This is a genomic window from Massilia rubra (genome assembly GCF_011682065.1).
Classification (GTDB): Bacteria; Pseudomonadota; Gammaproteobacteria; order Burkholderiales; family Burkholderiaceae_D; genus Telluria_A; species Telluria_A rubra.
The window spans coordinates 13,872-27,894 of sequence record NZ_VUYU01000016.1; the positions used below are offsets into that span (position 1 = coordinate 13,872).

11 protein-coding genes are annotated in these 14,023 nt (G+C 59.5%); 5 read left to right on the plus strand and 6 right to left on the minus strand.

Translation table 11 applies throughout. The annotated features are described in order from the left end of the window. Window positions 1-104: 104 nt before the first annotated feature. The 4 genes from F0185_RS21540 to F0185_RS21555 form a co-directional block, all read right to left on the minus strand. Complete coding sequence (locus F0185_RS21540; protein WP_167227943.1) at window positions 105-428, minus strand: hypothetical protein; 324 nt, start codon at window positions 426-428, stop codon at window positions 105-107. Between the two features lie 716 nt (window positions 429-1,144). Continuing rightward, window positions 1,145-1,468 (minus strand): hypothetical protein, encoded by a 324-nt coding sequence (locus tag F0185_RS21545; RefSeq protein WP_167227945.1) that lies wholly within the window; start codon window positions 1,466-1,468, stop codon window positions 1,145-1,147. A gap of 52 nt (window positions 1,469-1,520) precedes the next feature. Further along, window positions 1,521-2,423 carry a hypothetical protein gene (locus tag F0185_RS21550; RefSeq protein WP_167227947.1) on the minus strand — a complete coding sequence of 301 codons (903 nt, stop codon included), beginning with the start codon at window positions 2,421-2,423 and terminating at the stop codon, window positions 1,521-1,523. Window positions 2,424-2,690: 267 nt separating this feature from the next. Continuing rightward, window positions 2,691-3,497, minus strand: coding sequence for a metallophosphoesterase (locus F0185_RS21555; protein ID WP_167227949.1), 807 nt, complete (start codon window positions 3,495-3,497; stop codon window positions 2,691-2,693). 783 nt (window positions 3,498-4,280) lie between these two features. On the opposite strand from F0185_RS21555, the gene F0185_RS21560 reads away from it, so the two are divergent. Both F0185_RS21560 and F0185_RS21565 read left to right on the plus strand, forming a co-directional pair. Beyond that, entirely contained in the window at window positions 4,281-7,010 is a 2,730-nt protein-coding gene (locus F0185_RS21560; RefSeq protein WP_167227951.1) for a TonB-dependent receptor, read from the plus strand. A 106-nt stretch (window positions 7,011-7,116) separates the two neighbouring features. Further along, on the plus strand, window positions 7,117-7,611 hold the full coding sequence (locus F0185_RS21565) for a hypothetical protein (RefSeq protein WP_167227952.1): 495 nt from the start codon (window positions 7,117-7,119) through the stop codon (window positions 7,609-7,611). 44 nt (window positions 7,612-7,655) lie between these two features. Here F0185_RS21565 and F0185_RS21570 read toward each other — a convergent pair whose 3' ends face one another. Continuing rightward, on the minus strand, window positions 7,656-9,170 hold the full coding sequence (locus F0185_RS21570; RefSeq protein WP_167227954.1) for a YifB family Mg chelatase-like AAA ATPase: 1,515 nt from the start codon (window positions 9,168-9,170) through the stop codon (window positions 7,656-7,658). Between the two features lie 204 nt (window positions 9,171-9,374). Continuing rightward, on the minus strand, window positions 9,375-9,638 hold the full coding sequence (locus F0185_RS21575; protein ID WP_167227956.1) for a DUF5362 family protein: 264 nt from the start codon (window positions 9,636-9,638) through the stop codon (window positions 9,375-9,377). 428 nt (window positions 9,639-10,066) lie between these two features. Here F0185_RS21575 and F0185_RS21580 point away from each other — a divergent pair, with 428 nt between their 5' ends. The 3 genes from F0185_RS21580 (at window position 10,067) to F0185_RS21590 (ending at window position 13,963) form a co-directional block, all read left to right on the plus strand. Next, a complete protein-coding gene (locus F0185_RS21580; protein WP_167227958.1) occupies window positions 10,067-11,992 on the plus strand; it encodes a serine hydrolase domain-containing protein in 1,926 nt (641 codons plus the stop codon). A gap of 108 nt (window positions 11,993-12,100) precedes the next feature. Beyond that, entirely contained in the window at window positions 12,101-12,601 is a 501-nt protein-coding gene (locus tag F0185_RS21585) for an SRPBCC family protein (RefSeq protein ID WP_229477132.1), read from the plus strand. A 150-nt stretch (window positions 12,602-12,751) separates the two neighbouring features. Next, complete coding sequence (locus F0185_RS21590; protein ID WP_167227962.1) at window positions 12,752-13,963, plus strand: serine hydrolase domain-containing protein; 1,212 nt, start codon at window positions 12,752-12,754, stop codon at window positions 13,961-13,963. Window positions 13,964-14,023 lie beyond the last annotated feature (60 nt).

The window sequence follows — 14,023 nt, forward strand, 5'->3', positions numbered from 1 at the left end:
TGGCTTCGGTTCACGGATGATCAAGCATGTGGTGTGGGTCTGTCCCCTACTGTACGCAGGAACGCTGCGATTACTGGCTGGTTGGGAGTGGCCCAGCCGCAAAGTTATTCCGAGCTGAAAAAACCGCAACTTTCGCACAAATGAAGTGTCGACCTGATATGGTGGCTCAATCGAAGTACAAGGAAGATCGATGGCGCGAGGCACAAAAGTACTCCAATAGCAATAAATCCAAGCGCCTGCAGAGCGGGAAGAATGAGAAGGTAGCTTGCCGCAATAAATCCAGAGACGCTTGCAGTGATGAGTATTTTGCCGTTTCGCAACAATCGATGTTGTAAGCGGGTGTTACCAGGTATATCGAAATGTCGCCATTTGCTAGCTCCGCATTGAGGACAAACCATTTCGGGTACTGGCATATAATCGATGTTCATCTGGCGTTCCTATATCTGAGTCCTGGTGGACAATTTGCGCACTGTAGATGGGTTATTTTTTTGCAGGGGACTTCGCCCCTTGAGGTTTTTTGTCTTCATATGTGCTACTACGGCGATAATTGGAAGCACTATGCTCGGCATCTGGTAAACGGCGGATTTAGCGAACATATTATAGATGGTTCTGTTGCATTAGCGAACGTCAGCCGGACAATCATATAAGTTGCGGCGCCCGAATCTAAGACGAATCGACATGCTCAACTTCAAAGGGATGCGATTTCCTCTCGATGTGATTCTGAATGGTCCGTCCAGTTTGAGGGCCATCGTGCCGCTCCAGGAAAATTCCGTCGTTCGTTCAACAATGCGACAGGAACCATGAAATAAGCAGTCGATTATCGTCGATAAGCAGTGTAAGCAAAACATGTCTGGCTTTGAAGATCGGCCCGCTACGGATGGGACCATTATTCCACGCGTCCCTACATCGATCAACATGCCGACTTCACTTCTTTACGTATCGGAATTTTTTCTTCATGTGCTTCCGAGAGCCATACATCCCCTTCATTCTCACTCTCCGACAATGAAAATCCGACGGTATTTTTCTGATTGATAAACTGTGACTTCTGTTCACGGGTGATCAAGCATGTGGTGTGGGTCTGTTCCCGGCTATACGCAGGAACGGTGCTGATCACCGGCTAGTTAGGAGTGGCGCAGCCGCAAAATTATTCTGAGCTGAAAAAACCGCAACTTTCGCACAAATGAATTGTCGACCTGATATGACCGCCCAATCGCATTAAAAGAAAGATTGTTGGTGCGAGGCATAAGAGCATTCCAACGGCAATTAAAGCAAGCTCTTGCAGAGCGGGAAAAATGAAAAGGAAGCCTACCGCAATAAATACATAGACGGTTACATTGATGAGTCTCTCGCAGTTTTGCAACAATTCATGTTGTAAGCAGGTGTTGGCAGGTAGATCGAAATGTCGCCAATTGGTAGCTCCGCATTGGGGACAAGCCAGCTCGGGTACTGGCACAAAATCGATGTTCATCTCGCGTTCCTGTGTTTGGGTGTTTGCGGACAATTTGAAGTCTGTAGATGTGTTATTTTTTTGAAGGGGACTTCGCCACTTGAGGCTTTTTCTCCTGATACTGTGCTACTACGGCGGCAATTGGAAGCACTAACGTTGGCGTCTGGTAAGCGACGGATTTAACGAACATATTATAGATTGGCAATGCCGCCCTTGGAATCATCGCATCTGCTCCATACTTGATGCCCAGTTCACCCAGGCTTGCATAGGTACCTTGGTTTTTTGAAACTATAGTCCGGTCCATGAATCGCAACCGCCCGAAGGTGTCATAAAACGCGTAGATCAAATGGCCGCCAATGTCCTTGCCAGCACGCATCAACCTTACTGAAATAAGGACTACACTTCCATCTCGCTTCAGCAAACCCTTCGCCAAAATTTCCTCAAGATTGCGAACTGATACCAAGTTTCCTATCCTCGCCCCCAGATTTTGCAGATTGTGCGCCATCGTTTCCAGAGCGACCCCGCCAAGCCGATCAATCGAGATACCCACAGCGGCCGCTAAGTCGGCAACATGTGCATAGAGTTTTCCGTTGGCATGATGCCCGGTTTGTGCCAATGCCTTGGTCGTACCCACCCAAGAGCAAATTCCTGCTCTTGGCGCAATGTCTTGGATGACCTTCGCTCTGTTTAGCAGTACTGCAGATTTCGCCATTTGTGTGGCTTTGCCGACCGGGAAGATAGCGATGAACCTCATCCCATCGGCAAAAAAGCCAGACACTCCACCCTTTTTAACGCCATCGCCCAAGCGCAAAATGTCCGACATTGATGCACCAAATTTCATGAATGAGTGCGTTGTGGCGGCTGCAATCATTACACCGTGATTGTAATGTGAGTCTTCGACCAACTGATCCAATACTGAATCGGCGCTTTTTCCTTGTTCATCAATCCAATCTGCAACACTCGTAAAAACCCACATTTTGCATCCAAAAGTTAATTTTATTGCAATAATTATGCGCTATTTTGCAGGTATGGGAATCCCAAATTTAGCATTGCGTGCGATTAAAGTTGCTGGTAGCGTTGGCTTCACTCATTTGCGAATCGCTATATCATCAGTGGCGTCGAAAAACGCTTTGTCAGGTACGGGAACACGTTTTCGCGGTAGATGTTTTTTGACCGAGCGCGCATCTGGTCGAGTATGCCCGAGGCGGTCAGGCGTCCGTGCTCGACGATGCCATGCGCTGCTTTATGTCTGGCAAACGCCAATGCCTTCGTCCAGCTCGACGATGAAGCCCGGATCGAAGCGGGCATTCTCGGTGCCGCCGGTGCGCGTCTTGTAGCCGCACGGATTCGACACCACCCGGCATTTGCCGATCAGGTAGTCAACCGGGTCGTGCATGTGGCCGTGTACCCAGAGGTCGGCCTGGCTGGCCAGCTCGTCCAGCCGCGAGGCATACGCGGCCGAAAAGCGCGACGTCGCGTACGCGTCCGGCACCGAGCGCATCGATGGCGCCATGTGGGTGATCACGACGGTCGGTCCGGCAAACGGTTCGGCCAGCCGGGTGCGCAGCCAGGATAGCTGGAGCGCGTGGAACATGGCGGTATCGGCCGCGCGCAGCTTGCGGTAGTTCATCCTGGCCAGGCGGATGCGCTTGTAATCGTTCATGACCGCCTCCGCTTCGCGCATGGCCGCCTGGCGGTCGTCGTCTCCGAACAGGCGGAAATCGGTCCACAGGGTGGCCCCCAGGAAGCGGACATTGCCAATGATTTTTTCGTCGCAGGACAGGAAGTGGACGTTGCCGGACTCGGCGCTGGCCGCCTTCAACTCGGCTTGCACGGTGTCGAGATTGTGGCCGTAGCCTTCGTGGTTACCGTGCACGTACAGCACCGGCAAGCCGGCGAAGTTGTGCGCGGCCCAGGGCACGGCCCTGGCGCCGGTATCGATATCGCCGGCCAGGATGACCACATCGGGACGGGACAGCGCCGGATCGATGCGCGGCGCTTCGGCCCGCCAGAGTTCGTGATGCAGGTCGGAAAGGATGAGCAGGCGCATGGGAACGGCGGGGAGGATGAAGTCAATCTTTCATACTAGCCTATTGGCGGCCCGGCAGGGACCCGGCGTGGCCCGGCGGGGGCATGCGCGCAACGCCTCGGTGAAGCGGGAAACGCTGCCGCCGGCCCCCGGCCGCACGCGTTTTTTCGGCAAACTGGCGCTCTCGGAAAAGGCGCTTTAAGGCGCGCGTGCCAGGCGTTCATTTAGCGGCGCACTTACCCGCCGCGCCGCGCAATCCGTGCGTTTTACAGGCGCCGGAAATGGGGCCGGTGAATACCGCGCAGAGCGGTATTCTTACCCGAAACGCATGTCCGTATTTACTTCCGGTGTAATCGGCGCGAATTAGGTGAATCTTAACGAACGCGCCTTTTACCGAGATCGTGGCCGGCCGGGGACCCCGAGAAAATCCGCCCGACGCCAAATAATGTGCATAAATACGCATAAAACTAGGCTAACTGCATGCATATGCCGTCAAATATGCATGATTGCCCTGCTCCAAGACTGCGTGGGCGGGGCGAAAAACCGCAGGGTTGCGGCATCAATTGTTGTTTTCTAGATATATGTACAAGATCAATAATTGACAGGAAAGAGTTCGCAATGGTTATATATGCAATCGAAGATTTGAATTTCCGGCAAATCTCGCGAACGCGTCCGAGAGACGACTATAAATATAATTAATCGGTGGCCGTTTCGCCTCACGAGAGCGAAACGCGTTCATACACTTACAAAATGAGGAGCTTTGCAATGATGGTGGAGACAAGATTGTCGCGGTCGATTCGTGTGATGTTTATTGGCGGCGGTATCGCCCTGAGCATGCAGATGGCCAATGCGCAGAGCGCAGGCGACATGCAAAAAGTGGAAATTACCGGTTCGAGCATCAAGCGCGCCGAAGCGGAAACCATTTCGGTTGTGCAGACGCTCAGCCGCAAGGATATCGAGCAAACCGGCAAAACCTCGATTGCCGAAGTCGTGCGCAGTATTTCCGCCGACAACAACGGTAGTATCAGCGGCTCGTTTACCAGCGGCTTCGCCGGCAGCGCATCGGGCGTGTCCCTGCGCGGCCTGAGCGTCAGTTCGACCCTGGTGCTGATCAACGGCCGCCGCACCGCGCCGTACGGCTTCGGCGACGATGGCCAGCGCAGCTTCGTCGACTTGAATTCGATCCCGCTCGACGCGGTCGATCGCATCGACATCCTGAAAGACGGCGCCTCGGCCATTTATGGTTCCGACGCGATCGCCGGCGTGGTCAACGTGATCCTGCGCCAGAACTATGTTGGTAAAACCATTTCCGCCAGCACCGGTATCTCCGGCGAGCGCGACGGCAACGTGAACAGCATTTCCGGCGCGGTCGGCTTCGGCGACCTGCAGGCCGACAAATACAACGTCTTCCTGACGGTCGATGCAAAACAACAAAAACGCATCGACCAGAACAGCCGCGAAAAATGGCTGGGCCAGGCTGACGCGCGTCCATGGGGCGGCCGCGACCAGCGCAATGGCCACACCAGCGCCGGTAACGCCGGCGGCAGCAGCTTCCTCGGCACCTTGCGTCCGGTAAACGCCGCAGGCGCGCCGAACGGCAATGTCACCAACCTGCCAGGCAGCTGCGATCCGATCAATCTCGATCCGGCCGGCGGCACCTTGCACGACAACTCGCGTGGCGGTTGCTTGTGGGATCCGGTCGATTACGCGACCGTCCAGCCAGAAACCAAAAACCTGAACGTGTTCGCCCGCGGCACGCTGGCGCTGGGTGAAACCACCCGCGCCTACGCCGAAGTCGGCGTGTTCAAGTCGGAAGCGAAAACCTACACCACCCCGTCCTCCCTGACCGGCGCCGGCTTCGATCTGGTCAACGCCCGCGTCAACAACACCAGCACCGGCCCCGACCAGCTGCTGATGCCGGCCAACCACCCGGACAACATCCTCGGCGTGGCGGCACGTCCGCGCTGGGCAGACGCATCGCGTCCACGCGCATCCGACATGGAATCGACGGTCACCCGCATCCTCGCCGGCGTGAAGGGCAACTTCGCCGACTGGGATTACGACACCGGCGTGCTGTACGCGGAAAGCAAGACCGACAAGACGCAAAACGGCTACTACCGCACCAGCGCGATGCGCACGGCGCTGAACAACGGTACCTTCCGTATCGGCAAGGGCGTCATCAACAACGCCGATGTGCTGGCGCTGATATCGCCAACCTTGTACAACTCGGGTATCACGAAAAGCACCTCGTTCGACTTCAAGGCATCGCGTGAGCTGATGGAATTGCCTGGTGGTAAGATGGGCATCGCCGTCGGCGCCGAGTACCGCAAGGAAAAAACCGACAGCCAGGCGACGCCTTTCACCGACACCAACGATATCGCCGGCCTGGGTTATTCGGCATCGAAGGGTTCGCGCGACGTGACCGCGCTGTACACCGAGCTGGCCGTGCCGATCCTGAAAACGGTGGAACTGCAATTCGCGCTGCGTTCGGATGATTACTCCGATTATGGCCGCTCGACGACGCCGAAAGTGGGCTTCAAGTTCACCCCGAACTCGACCCTGGCATTCCGCGGTACGTATGCCGAAGGCTTCCGCGCACCGAGCGCCGCCGAAAACGGCGACAGCGCGGTGGCGGCCTTCACCAGCATTGCCAACGATCCGATCCGTTGCCCGGTCACCAAGCTGGCGGCGGACTGCTCGGCCCAATCGGTTGGCGCGATCACCGTCGGTAACAAGAACATCAAGCCGGAAGAGTCGAAGAGCTACAGCCTGGGCATGGTGATCGAGCCGATCAAGAACGTGAACCTGTCGGTGGACTTGTGGCAGATCGTGCGTACGGGTGAAATCAGTGGTTCCGATCCTGGCGCCGTGGTCGAGAACGCAGCCGGCTACCCGGATGCTGAAATCGTACGCGGCGAAGCGACCACCAACTTCCCGAACCTGCCTGGCCAGATCCTGATGGTCAAGGCACCGTATCTGAACGCCGGTGAAACCAAGACGTCGGGCGTCGACCTCGATCTGCGCGGCCGCCTCAACCTGGGCAACAACGGCAAGCTCACTTCCGGCGTCACCGTGACCTACATGAAAGAATTCACCCGTACCGATGCCGCTGGCACCGTCTACGAATTCGCAGGTACCCACGGCGACGTCAACCTGTCGGGCAACGGCGGCACGCCGAAGACCAAGGTCCGCTTCGTGTTGGGTTGGGAAAATGGTCCGTTCCAGATCACTGGCAACGTCAACTACGTCAGCAGCATCAGCAACACCAACCAGGTCGGCGGCGAGTGCCTCGATTCCGATGAAGCTGGCGTCGCACTGCTGAACTGCCGTATCGCCTCGTTCACCACGCTCGACACCTTCGGCAAATGGGCGTTCTCGAAAAACTTCGAGATCACCGCGTCGGTCAGCAACCTGCTGAACAAAAAAGCACCGCTGGACGTGCAGACCTACGGCCGTATCAACTACAACCCGTCGCTGCACCAGACGGGCGCGGTTGGCCGTTACTTCACCCTGGCAGGACGTTACACGTTCTAATTGCTGGTTAGCAGCACCGCAGCCGGATCGGCTGCCGTCCACCCTGCGGGGTGAGGCGGCGGTTGATCCGGCTGTTTTTTCGTCTGGACAAAGCGATAGGAGCCGCATGGCTGCCTGGCAGTGTGGATTTATCGTGATGCCGGTTGCCGGCATTGTCAGAATACACGGGCGGATGATCGATTTGCTGCCCGGAGATGGCGATAATGAGCCTGAGACATCGTTCGATCAGGCCGAGCTTGTTCCGAACTACTGGGAAGGTATCGACAACACGCATCTACAGATGCTGGCGAACAGCCTGCTGCCGCGCGCACCGTCGTGGAGCGACGCGGCGACCATGTATGGCGACGAGAAAACCGACCATATCCAGATATGGGACGACAGCGTGCATGTCCGGCTCGATTGCCGCAACGTCAACGCGGCGCTGCTCGCTGCCGTTGTTGCCGCAGCCCGCGATGCGCACTGCTGCATCGTCCTGTGCGAGGGCGGGCGCATTCTGTCCCCGGTGCTGGAATGCGTGAGCGATGCGCTGCAGGCATCGGCGGCATCGAGGTTCGTCCGGAATCCGAGACAATTCCTGGCATCCGCCGACCGGCTTGTTTAGCGAGGATAGCCGGGTGGACTGCGCTTTTTATCGCCGCCCGACCCTCACGGCTCGCGCAGCCCGCGCCGCAGCTGGATCGCCTCGGAAACATGCTCGGCCAGGATGACCGGCGCATCGGCCAGGTCGGCGATGGTGCGCGCCACTTTCAGCACGCGGTGGTACACGCGCGCCGACCAGTTCAGGTGCAGCATGGCCTGGCGCAGCACCGCCTCGCCGGCCTTGTCGGGCCGGCAGTGCCTTTCCACTTCCCCGGTGATCAAGCCCTGGTTTTGCTTGCCCTGGCGCGCCAGCTGGCGCTGGTGGGCCAGCGCCACGCGCGCGCTAATGACGCTGCTCGGTTCACCGTCGGCGTCGGCCAGCAGGGTATCGGGCTGCAGCGCCGCCACTTCGATCTGGATATCGATGCGGTCGAGCAGCGGCCCCGAGATGCGGCCCTGGTAGCGCAGCACCGCGTCGCTGGTGCAATCGCACTTGCCCGACGGATGGCCCAGAAAGCCGCAAGGGCAGGGGTTCATCGCCGCGATCAATTGAAAGCGCGCCGGGAAGTCCGACTGGCGCGCCGCGCGCGAGATCGTCACCCGGCCCGATTCCATCGGCTGGCGCAGCACTTCCAGCACGCGCCGGTCGAATTCGGGTAGTTCGTCGAGGAACAAAACACCGCAATGGGCGAGCGAAATTTCGCCGGGACGCGGCACCGCGCCGCCGCCCACCAGGGCTACGCCGGAAGTGGTGTGATGCGGGCTGCGAAACGGCCGCACCTTCCAGTTGCTTGCCGAAAAGCCGCCGGTGAGCGACTGCACTGCCGCCGATTCGAGCGCTTCCTGGTCGCTCATGCCCGGCAGCAGGCCGGGAAAGCGCGACGCCAGCATGGTCTTGCCGGCGCCGGGCGGCCCCACCATCAGCACGCTGTGCGCGCCGGCCGCCGCCACTTCCAGGGCGCGCTTGCTCGTATGCTGGCCTTTGACGTCGCAAAAATCCGGATAGTCGGGCAGGCGCGCGAGCGCGCGCGGCTGGTGGCGGGCAAGGCGGCAGGCGTCGTCGCTGGCGGCAAAGTGGGCGCACACCTGGAGCAGGGTGGCGGCCGGATAGATGACGGCGTCGGCCACCAGCGCCGCTTCGTCGGCATTCGCTTGCGGCAGGATGAAGCCGCGATGCGCGCCGGCTTCGCGCTGCATGGCGAAGGTGATCGCCAGCGCGCCGCGGATCGGGCGCAGCTCGCCCGACAGCGACAGTTCGCCGGCGAACTCGTAGCGTTCCAGTCCGCGCGAGGGAATCTGGCCGGAGGCGGCCAGGATGCCGATCGCAATCGGCAAGTCGAAGCGGCCGGACTCCTTGGGCAGGTCGGCCGGGGCCAGGTTGACGGTGATGCGGCGCGCGGGGATCTGGAAGCCGGCGTTTTGCAGCGCGGCCTGCACCCGGTCTTTCGATTCGCGCACTTCGGCGTCCGGCAAGCCGACGATGGTAAATTTCGGCAAGCCGTTGGCCAGATGCACTTCGACGCTGACGGCGCGCGCTTCCATGCCGGCCAGGGCGCGGCTGCGTAACACGGCGAGGCTCATGGGAATTCCTGATGAGTGCTTGGAATTGCCGATGGTGCGGCCTGCCCGGCCTTGCCCGCTTGATGCGAGCCAAAGGTGCGCGCGAGGATTGCCAGTATGAAGATGCTTGTAGGTAGTTGCTGACTGCCTTGCCGGGTCAGACCATTGAATCGAGGCGCATGAACTCAGATCATGGCGCGGTGCCGATGCTTGCGAGGCACGGGCCTAGCGAAGGTTATGTTCTCTGATTTCAAGTTCCTCGGCGAAAAGCCTCGAAGACAGTTGCATTTTTTTCTCGTAGAAGGGTAAACAAAGCTTCAGAAAAATGAGGCCGCCTGCAATAATCGGTATGCCGACTATCAAACCGAGGATCGTCAGACATAAGAAAACTCCTATGCCAACTATGAGCCACGCGGTAATCTTGATCACCTTGTAAATGATCTTATCCAGTTTGGCGCCGTGTTCAAGTGCTTCATCTATGGGGCTCATTTATTAGCCTCTGGCGATTGATAGCTCGAATGGGAAGTCTCGTAGCGTATCGACCCTCACCCTCGTCCTTGAAATGGAATATATAAAAAGATTCCCAGCGAGCGATATATTCATCGGGCATGGCGAATTAACCGATGCATTAAATAGACGGGCCGATTCATTAACAACCAGCATCAAAGCAATGGTTGGCGATGGCAACCCCATTGGAGGGATGCACCTCGACGCTGATGGCGCGCTTCCATGCCAGCCAGTGCGCGGCACCGCGCATGAGGCATTTTCCCTTTCGAGATATCTACAGCAGGCTCATAGAATCGAGGGTGGCGCTTGGGGCAATGCTAGACTGCTCATCTTTTTGGCCGGGTTGCAAGCATTGGAGCAATAGATTGAACAGATTTTTGACGTCTTGCAATCGCGCCGGAGAGGGGCGGTTGGGCGCATTCCTGCTCCGTATGGCGTTGGGAGTAGTGGTCGGCTTGATATACGGTGGACATGCTCTGGCGCAAGATGCGGCAGCGCCGGTCGGGATGACGACGGAAAATGTGGGCGCGCTCTTTGATGCACAGGTTCCACTTGCGATGGCAAAGGCCGGTGTTGCCGGCAGCGCGGTGGTGGTTGTCAAAGAGGGCAAGGTATTGTTCGCGCGCGGGTATGGCTATGCGGACGTCGAACGTAAAACACCCGTGTCACCCGGCGCGACGCTGTTTCGCATCGGATCGATATCGAAGGCCGTGACGTACACCGCCGTCATGCAGTTAGTGGAGCAGGGCAGGATCGATCTCGATGCCGACATAGCGCGCTATCTGGATTTTCCCGTGCCCGCAACGTTCTCTGAACCAATCACGATGCGCAATCTGATGTCGCATACCGCCGGTTTCGAAGAGACGGTGAAAGGACGGTGGGTCGCGCCTGGACAACTCGCATCATCGCGTGACTATCTCGTACAGCAAATGCCCAAGCGTATCTTTGCGCCAGGTAAGGTACCGGCCTATTCCAGTTATGGCACCACGCTGGCGGCTTACATCCTCGAACGGGTTGCCGGCGAATCTTTCGACGTTTATGCCGAGCGCCACATTTTTGTGCCACTTGGCATGCGTCATTCGAGTTTTGCACAACCGTTGCCGCCGCGCCTGGCGCCGATGTTGTCGAAAGGGTATGACACGGGGACGGGGCCTGCCAGAGCGTTCGATACTGCGCAAATCGCGCCAGCGGCCGGCATGTCCAGCACTGCGCTCGACATGGCGCGTTTCATGCTCGCCCATCTCGGCGACGAGGCCGCGCCCGGGCCGTCCTTGCTCAGGCAGGAGACGTTTGCACAGATGCATTCGGTTCAATTTCGGCACCATCCTGCGGGACCGGGAATGGCGCTCGGTGTCTACGAGATGGACCAGGTCGCGCCACGGCTGATCGGACATACGGGCGACATTCCCGCTTTTCACTCCGGGATGTACCTGTTGCCCGAACAGCGCATTGGCCTGTTTATCGTGCAAAACACGGCGGGCCAGGCCATGCGCGATGCGCTGTTAAAAGTGTTTTCCGACCGCTACTTTGCACCGCCGCCACACATTGCCGCGCCGTCACAGAGCGTCGGGCCCGACGAATCCGAACAGGTGCAGGGTAGCTACCGCACCAGTTGGCGGTTTGAATCGAGCCCGCTGTCGTTGGTGAATTTGTTGGAGCAAACGGTGGCGCGCATGGTGCGCCCTGGCGTGCTCGTGATCGATACACAGCCCGGACCGAATGGCGCGCCGGTCGAGTGGCGTCAAGTCGCTTCCGGCGTATGGCAAAGCGCAGCCAATCCGCAGCGCCGCATTTACTTCGTCAAGAATGCCTTGGGCGAGTGGGAGATGAGCAGTAACCGCAACCCGACCTACATCCTGCAGCAAGTTCCATGGCACCAGCACAAGCTGGTCGTGTTTTCCGTCTTGCTGGGGTCGATTGTCATTGTCGTGTGCAGCCTGCTGGCGTGGCCGCTGGCCGCATTGCTGCGCCTGCGTTCCGGCCCGCAGGCTGCCTTGTCGTCGACGTCGCGCAAGGTGCGCAATCGCATGCGCCTGGCAGGCTTGCTGACCTTGTTGCCGTGGGTCTTGTATGCCGGCATTGGTCTAATCCAGGCGAAGGAAGCCTTGTTCGTGACCTCGCCCATCTTTCCCATGCTGTTGCGCGTGGTCCAGGCCTTGGCATGGCTTGCGCTGGCGAGTACGATCGGTGCGCTCCTGGCGGTCTCGGCGAATTGGCGCAGGCAGCAGGCGTCAGCGGCGCGCCACGCGTATCATGTCTTGTTTCTCCTGGCGTGCACAGGCGCCGCAACAATGGCGTGGCAAGGCGGTTTGTTCATGTGGAATGGAAAGTTTTAGTGATGCGGGGGGCGCGCATCTTCAACCGCCGGGTTCGCCACGAAGGTGTAATCGACCGCGATCTGCGCATGCATGGGCAAGGGGCGCTGCGCCATGGCGCATGAGCGCATGGTCTTCCCTATGCCGGCCTCGTGCGAGGTGGTGTTCGACGTCTTTCACTACCATCAATGGCGGGCGCGCTGGGACAGCCTGGTCTCGCACACCGAGGTCGACGGCGGCGCGCCATGCCCGTCCGTCGGCGCGGTCAGCGCCAGCACCGGCGGTGGCCTGCTGCGCGCGCTGTCGATGCGCACCGAGTTCATCAGTTACCAGCGCCCGCGCCTTGCGGCGGCGCGCATGGTCGGCACGTCCTTTCCTTTTTCCAAGTGGGCGGCCTCGATGAAACACGAGAGCGCCCCCGGCGGCGGCTCGCTGCTGATCTACACCTACAACATCGAAGCCGGTCCGCGCGTGCTGCGCTGGCTGGTCGAACCGGTGGTGCGCCTTGTGTTCCGGCGCCAGACCGTCAAGCGGTTCGCGCGCATGCATGCTTTCCTGTCCGCGCACGCCGGCGAGGTGGAAGCGTGGCAGCGCGGCTATCACGCCAATGGCGTCACCGAGGCACGGTAGGGATTGCGGGGCAGGTTCCCGCTGTTCCACGCGGGTGATCGTCGTCGGGCGCCGGCCGGGGCTCGGATGGGTAGTGCTATTTTGATAAAATTGACAGATAATCGATGGCGCGTTGCCGACAGTGCGGCGCATAACCCGGACAGGACATTGATGACCAAGCCATACCGACACCAGCCGGCCCGTTGGTTGGCGCCCTTGCTGCTCGCCATATTGGCAATCCCGAGCCAGGCCGTCCACGCGCAGGAGAATGCCGCCTCGCTGATCGCCCGCATCGAAACACCGCCGTCGGCCGATGCCGGCGCCGGCGAGCTCGATGCGCTGAGCATGCCGGCGTTGATGGCGCGTCTTCAGGTCCCAGGGGTCAGCATCGCCGTCGTGAAGGATTTCAACATCCACTGGGCCAAGGCCTACGGGGTCGCCGATGCGCAAACCGGGCGCCTGCTCGATACCGAAAGCCGTTTCCAGGCCGCATCGATCAGCAAGCCGGTGACCGCGCTGGCGGCCATGCGCCTGGTCCGGCAAAACCGGCTGAACCTCGACGCCGATATCAATACCATGATCACCTCATGGCAGGTTCCCCGATCGGCATTGACGCGCCATCAGGCGGTGACGCCACGTTCCTTATTGAGCCATACCTCGGGGGCCGACGATGGCTTCGGCTTCCCTGGTTACGAGCCGGGCGCGCCATTGCCGACCTTGGTCCGGATTCTCGACGGCCAGCCACCGTCGAATGTCGGCAAGGTGGTGTTTGCGCGGGCGCCGTTCGAGGCTTTCAAATACTCGGGCGGCGGCCTGGTCATCATGCAACTGGCATTGACGCAGCTGTCCGGGCGCCCGTTTGCGCCCTTCATGACCTCGTCCGTACTGGCGCCGTTGCGGATGTCGAACAGCTCTTTCGAGCAGCCGCCCGCGCCGGGCCACAGCGCCCGCGCCGCGCTGGCGCACGACGAACACGGTCAGCGCATGGCCGCACCCTGGCACGTCTATCCCGAGCAGGCCGCCGCCGGCTTGTGGACCACCCCGAGCGACCTGGCGAAGTTCATCATTGAAATCCAAACCGCACTACGCGGTCCGAACGGCAAGATACTGGACCAGCGCACCGCCAAAGACATGCTCGCGCCCGCGGGCGTTGGCCCCTTCGCAGTCGGCCTGCCGGTCGACCGGCGCGGGGCGGGCTGGTATTTTTCGCACAGTGGCGACAATTGGGGTTATCGCGCCTGGATGATCGGCCATGTGCGCAAAGGCTATGGGCTGGTCATCATGACCAACGGCGATAACGGCATGGCGCTGATAAACCAGATTGCCGACCGGGTCGAAAAGGCGTACGACTGGGATTCGCTCGACAAACCGCTTGCCAGGTAAGCCTGGCGCCGCCCCGTCGATACGCCTGACTAGGGCTGCACTGGCGCAGTCAGTCCGCTG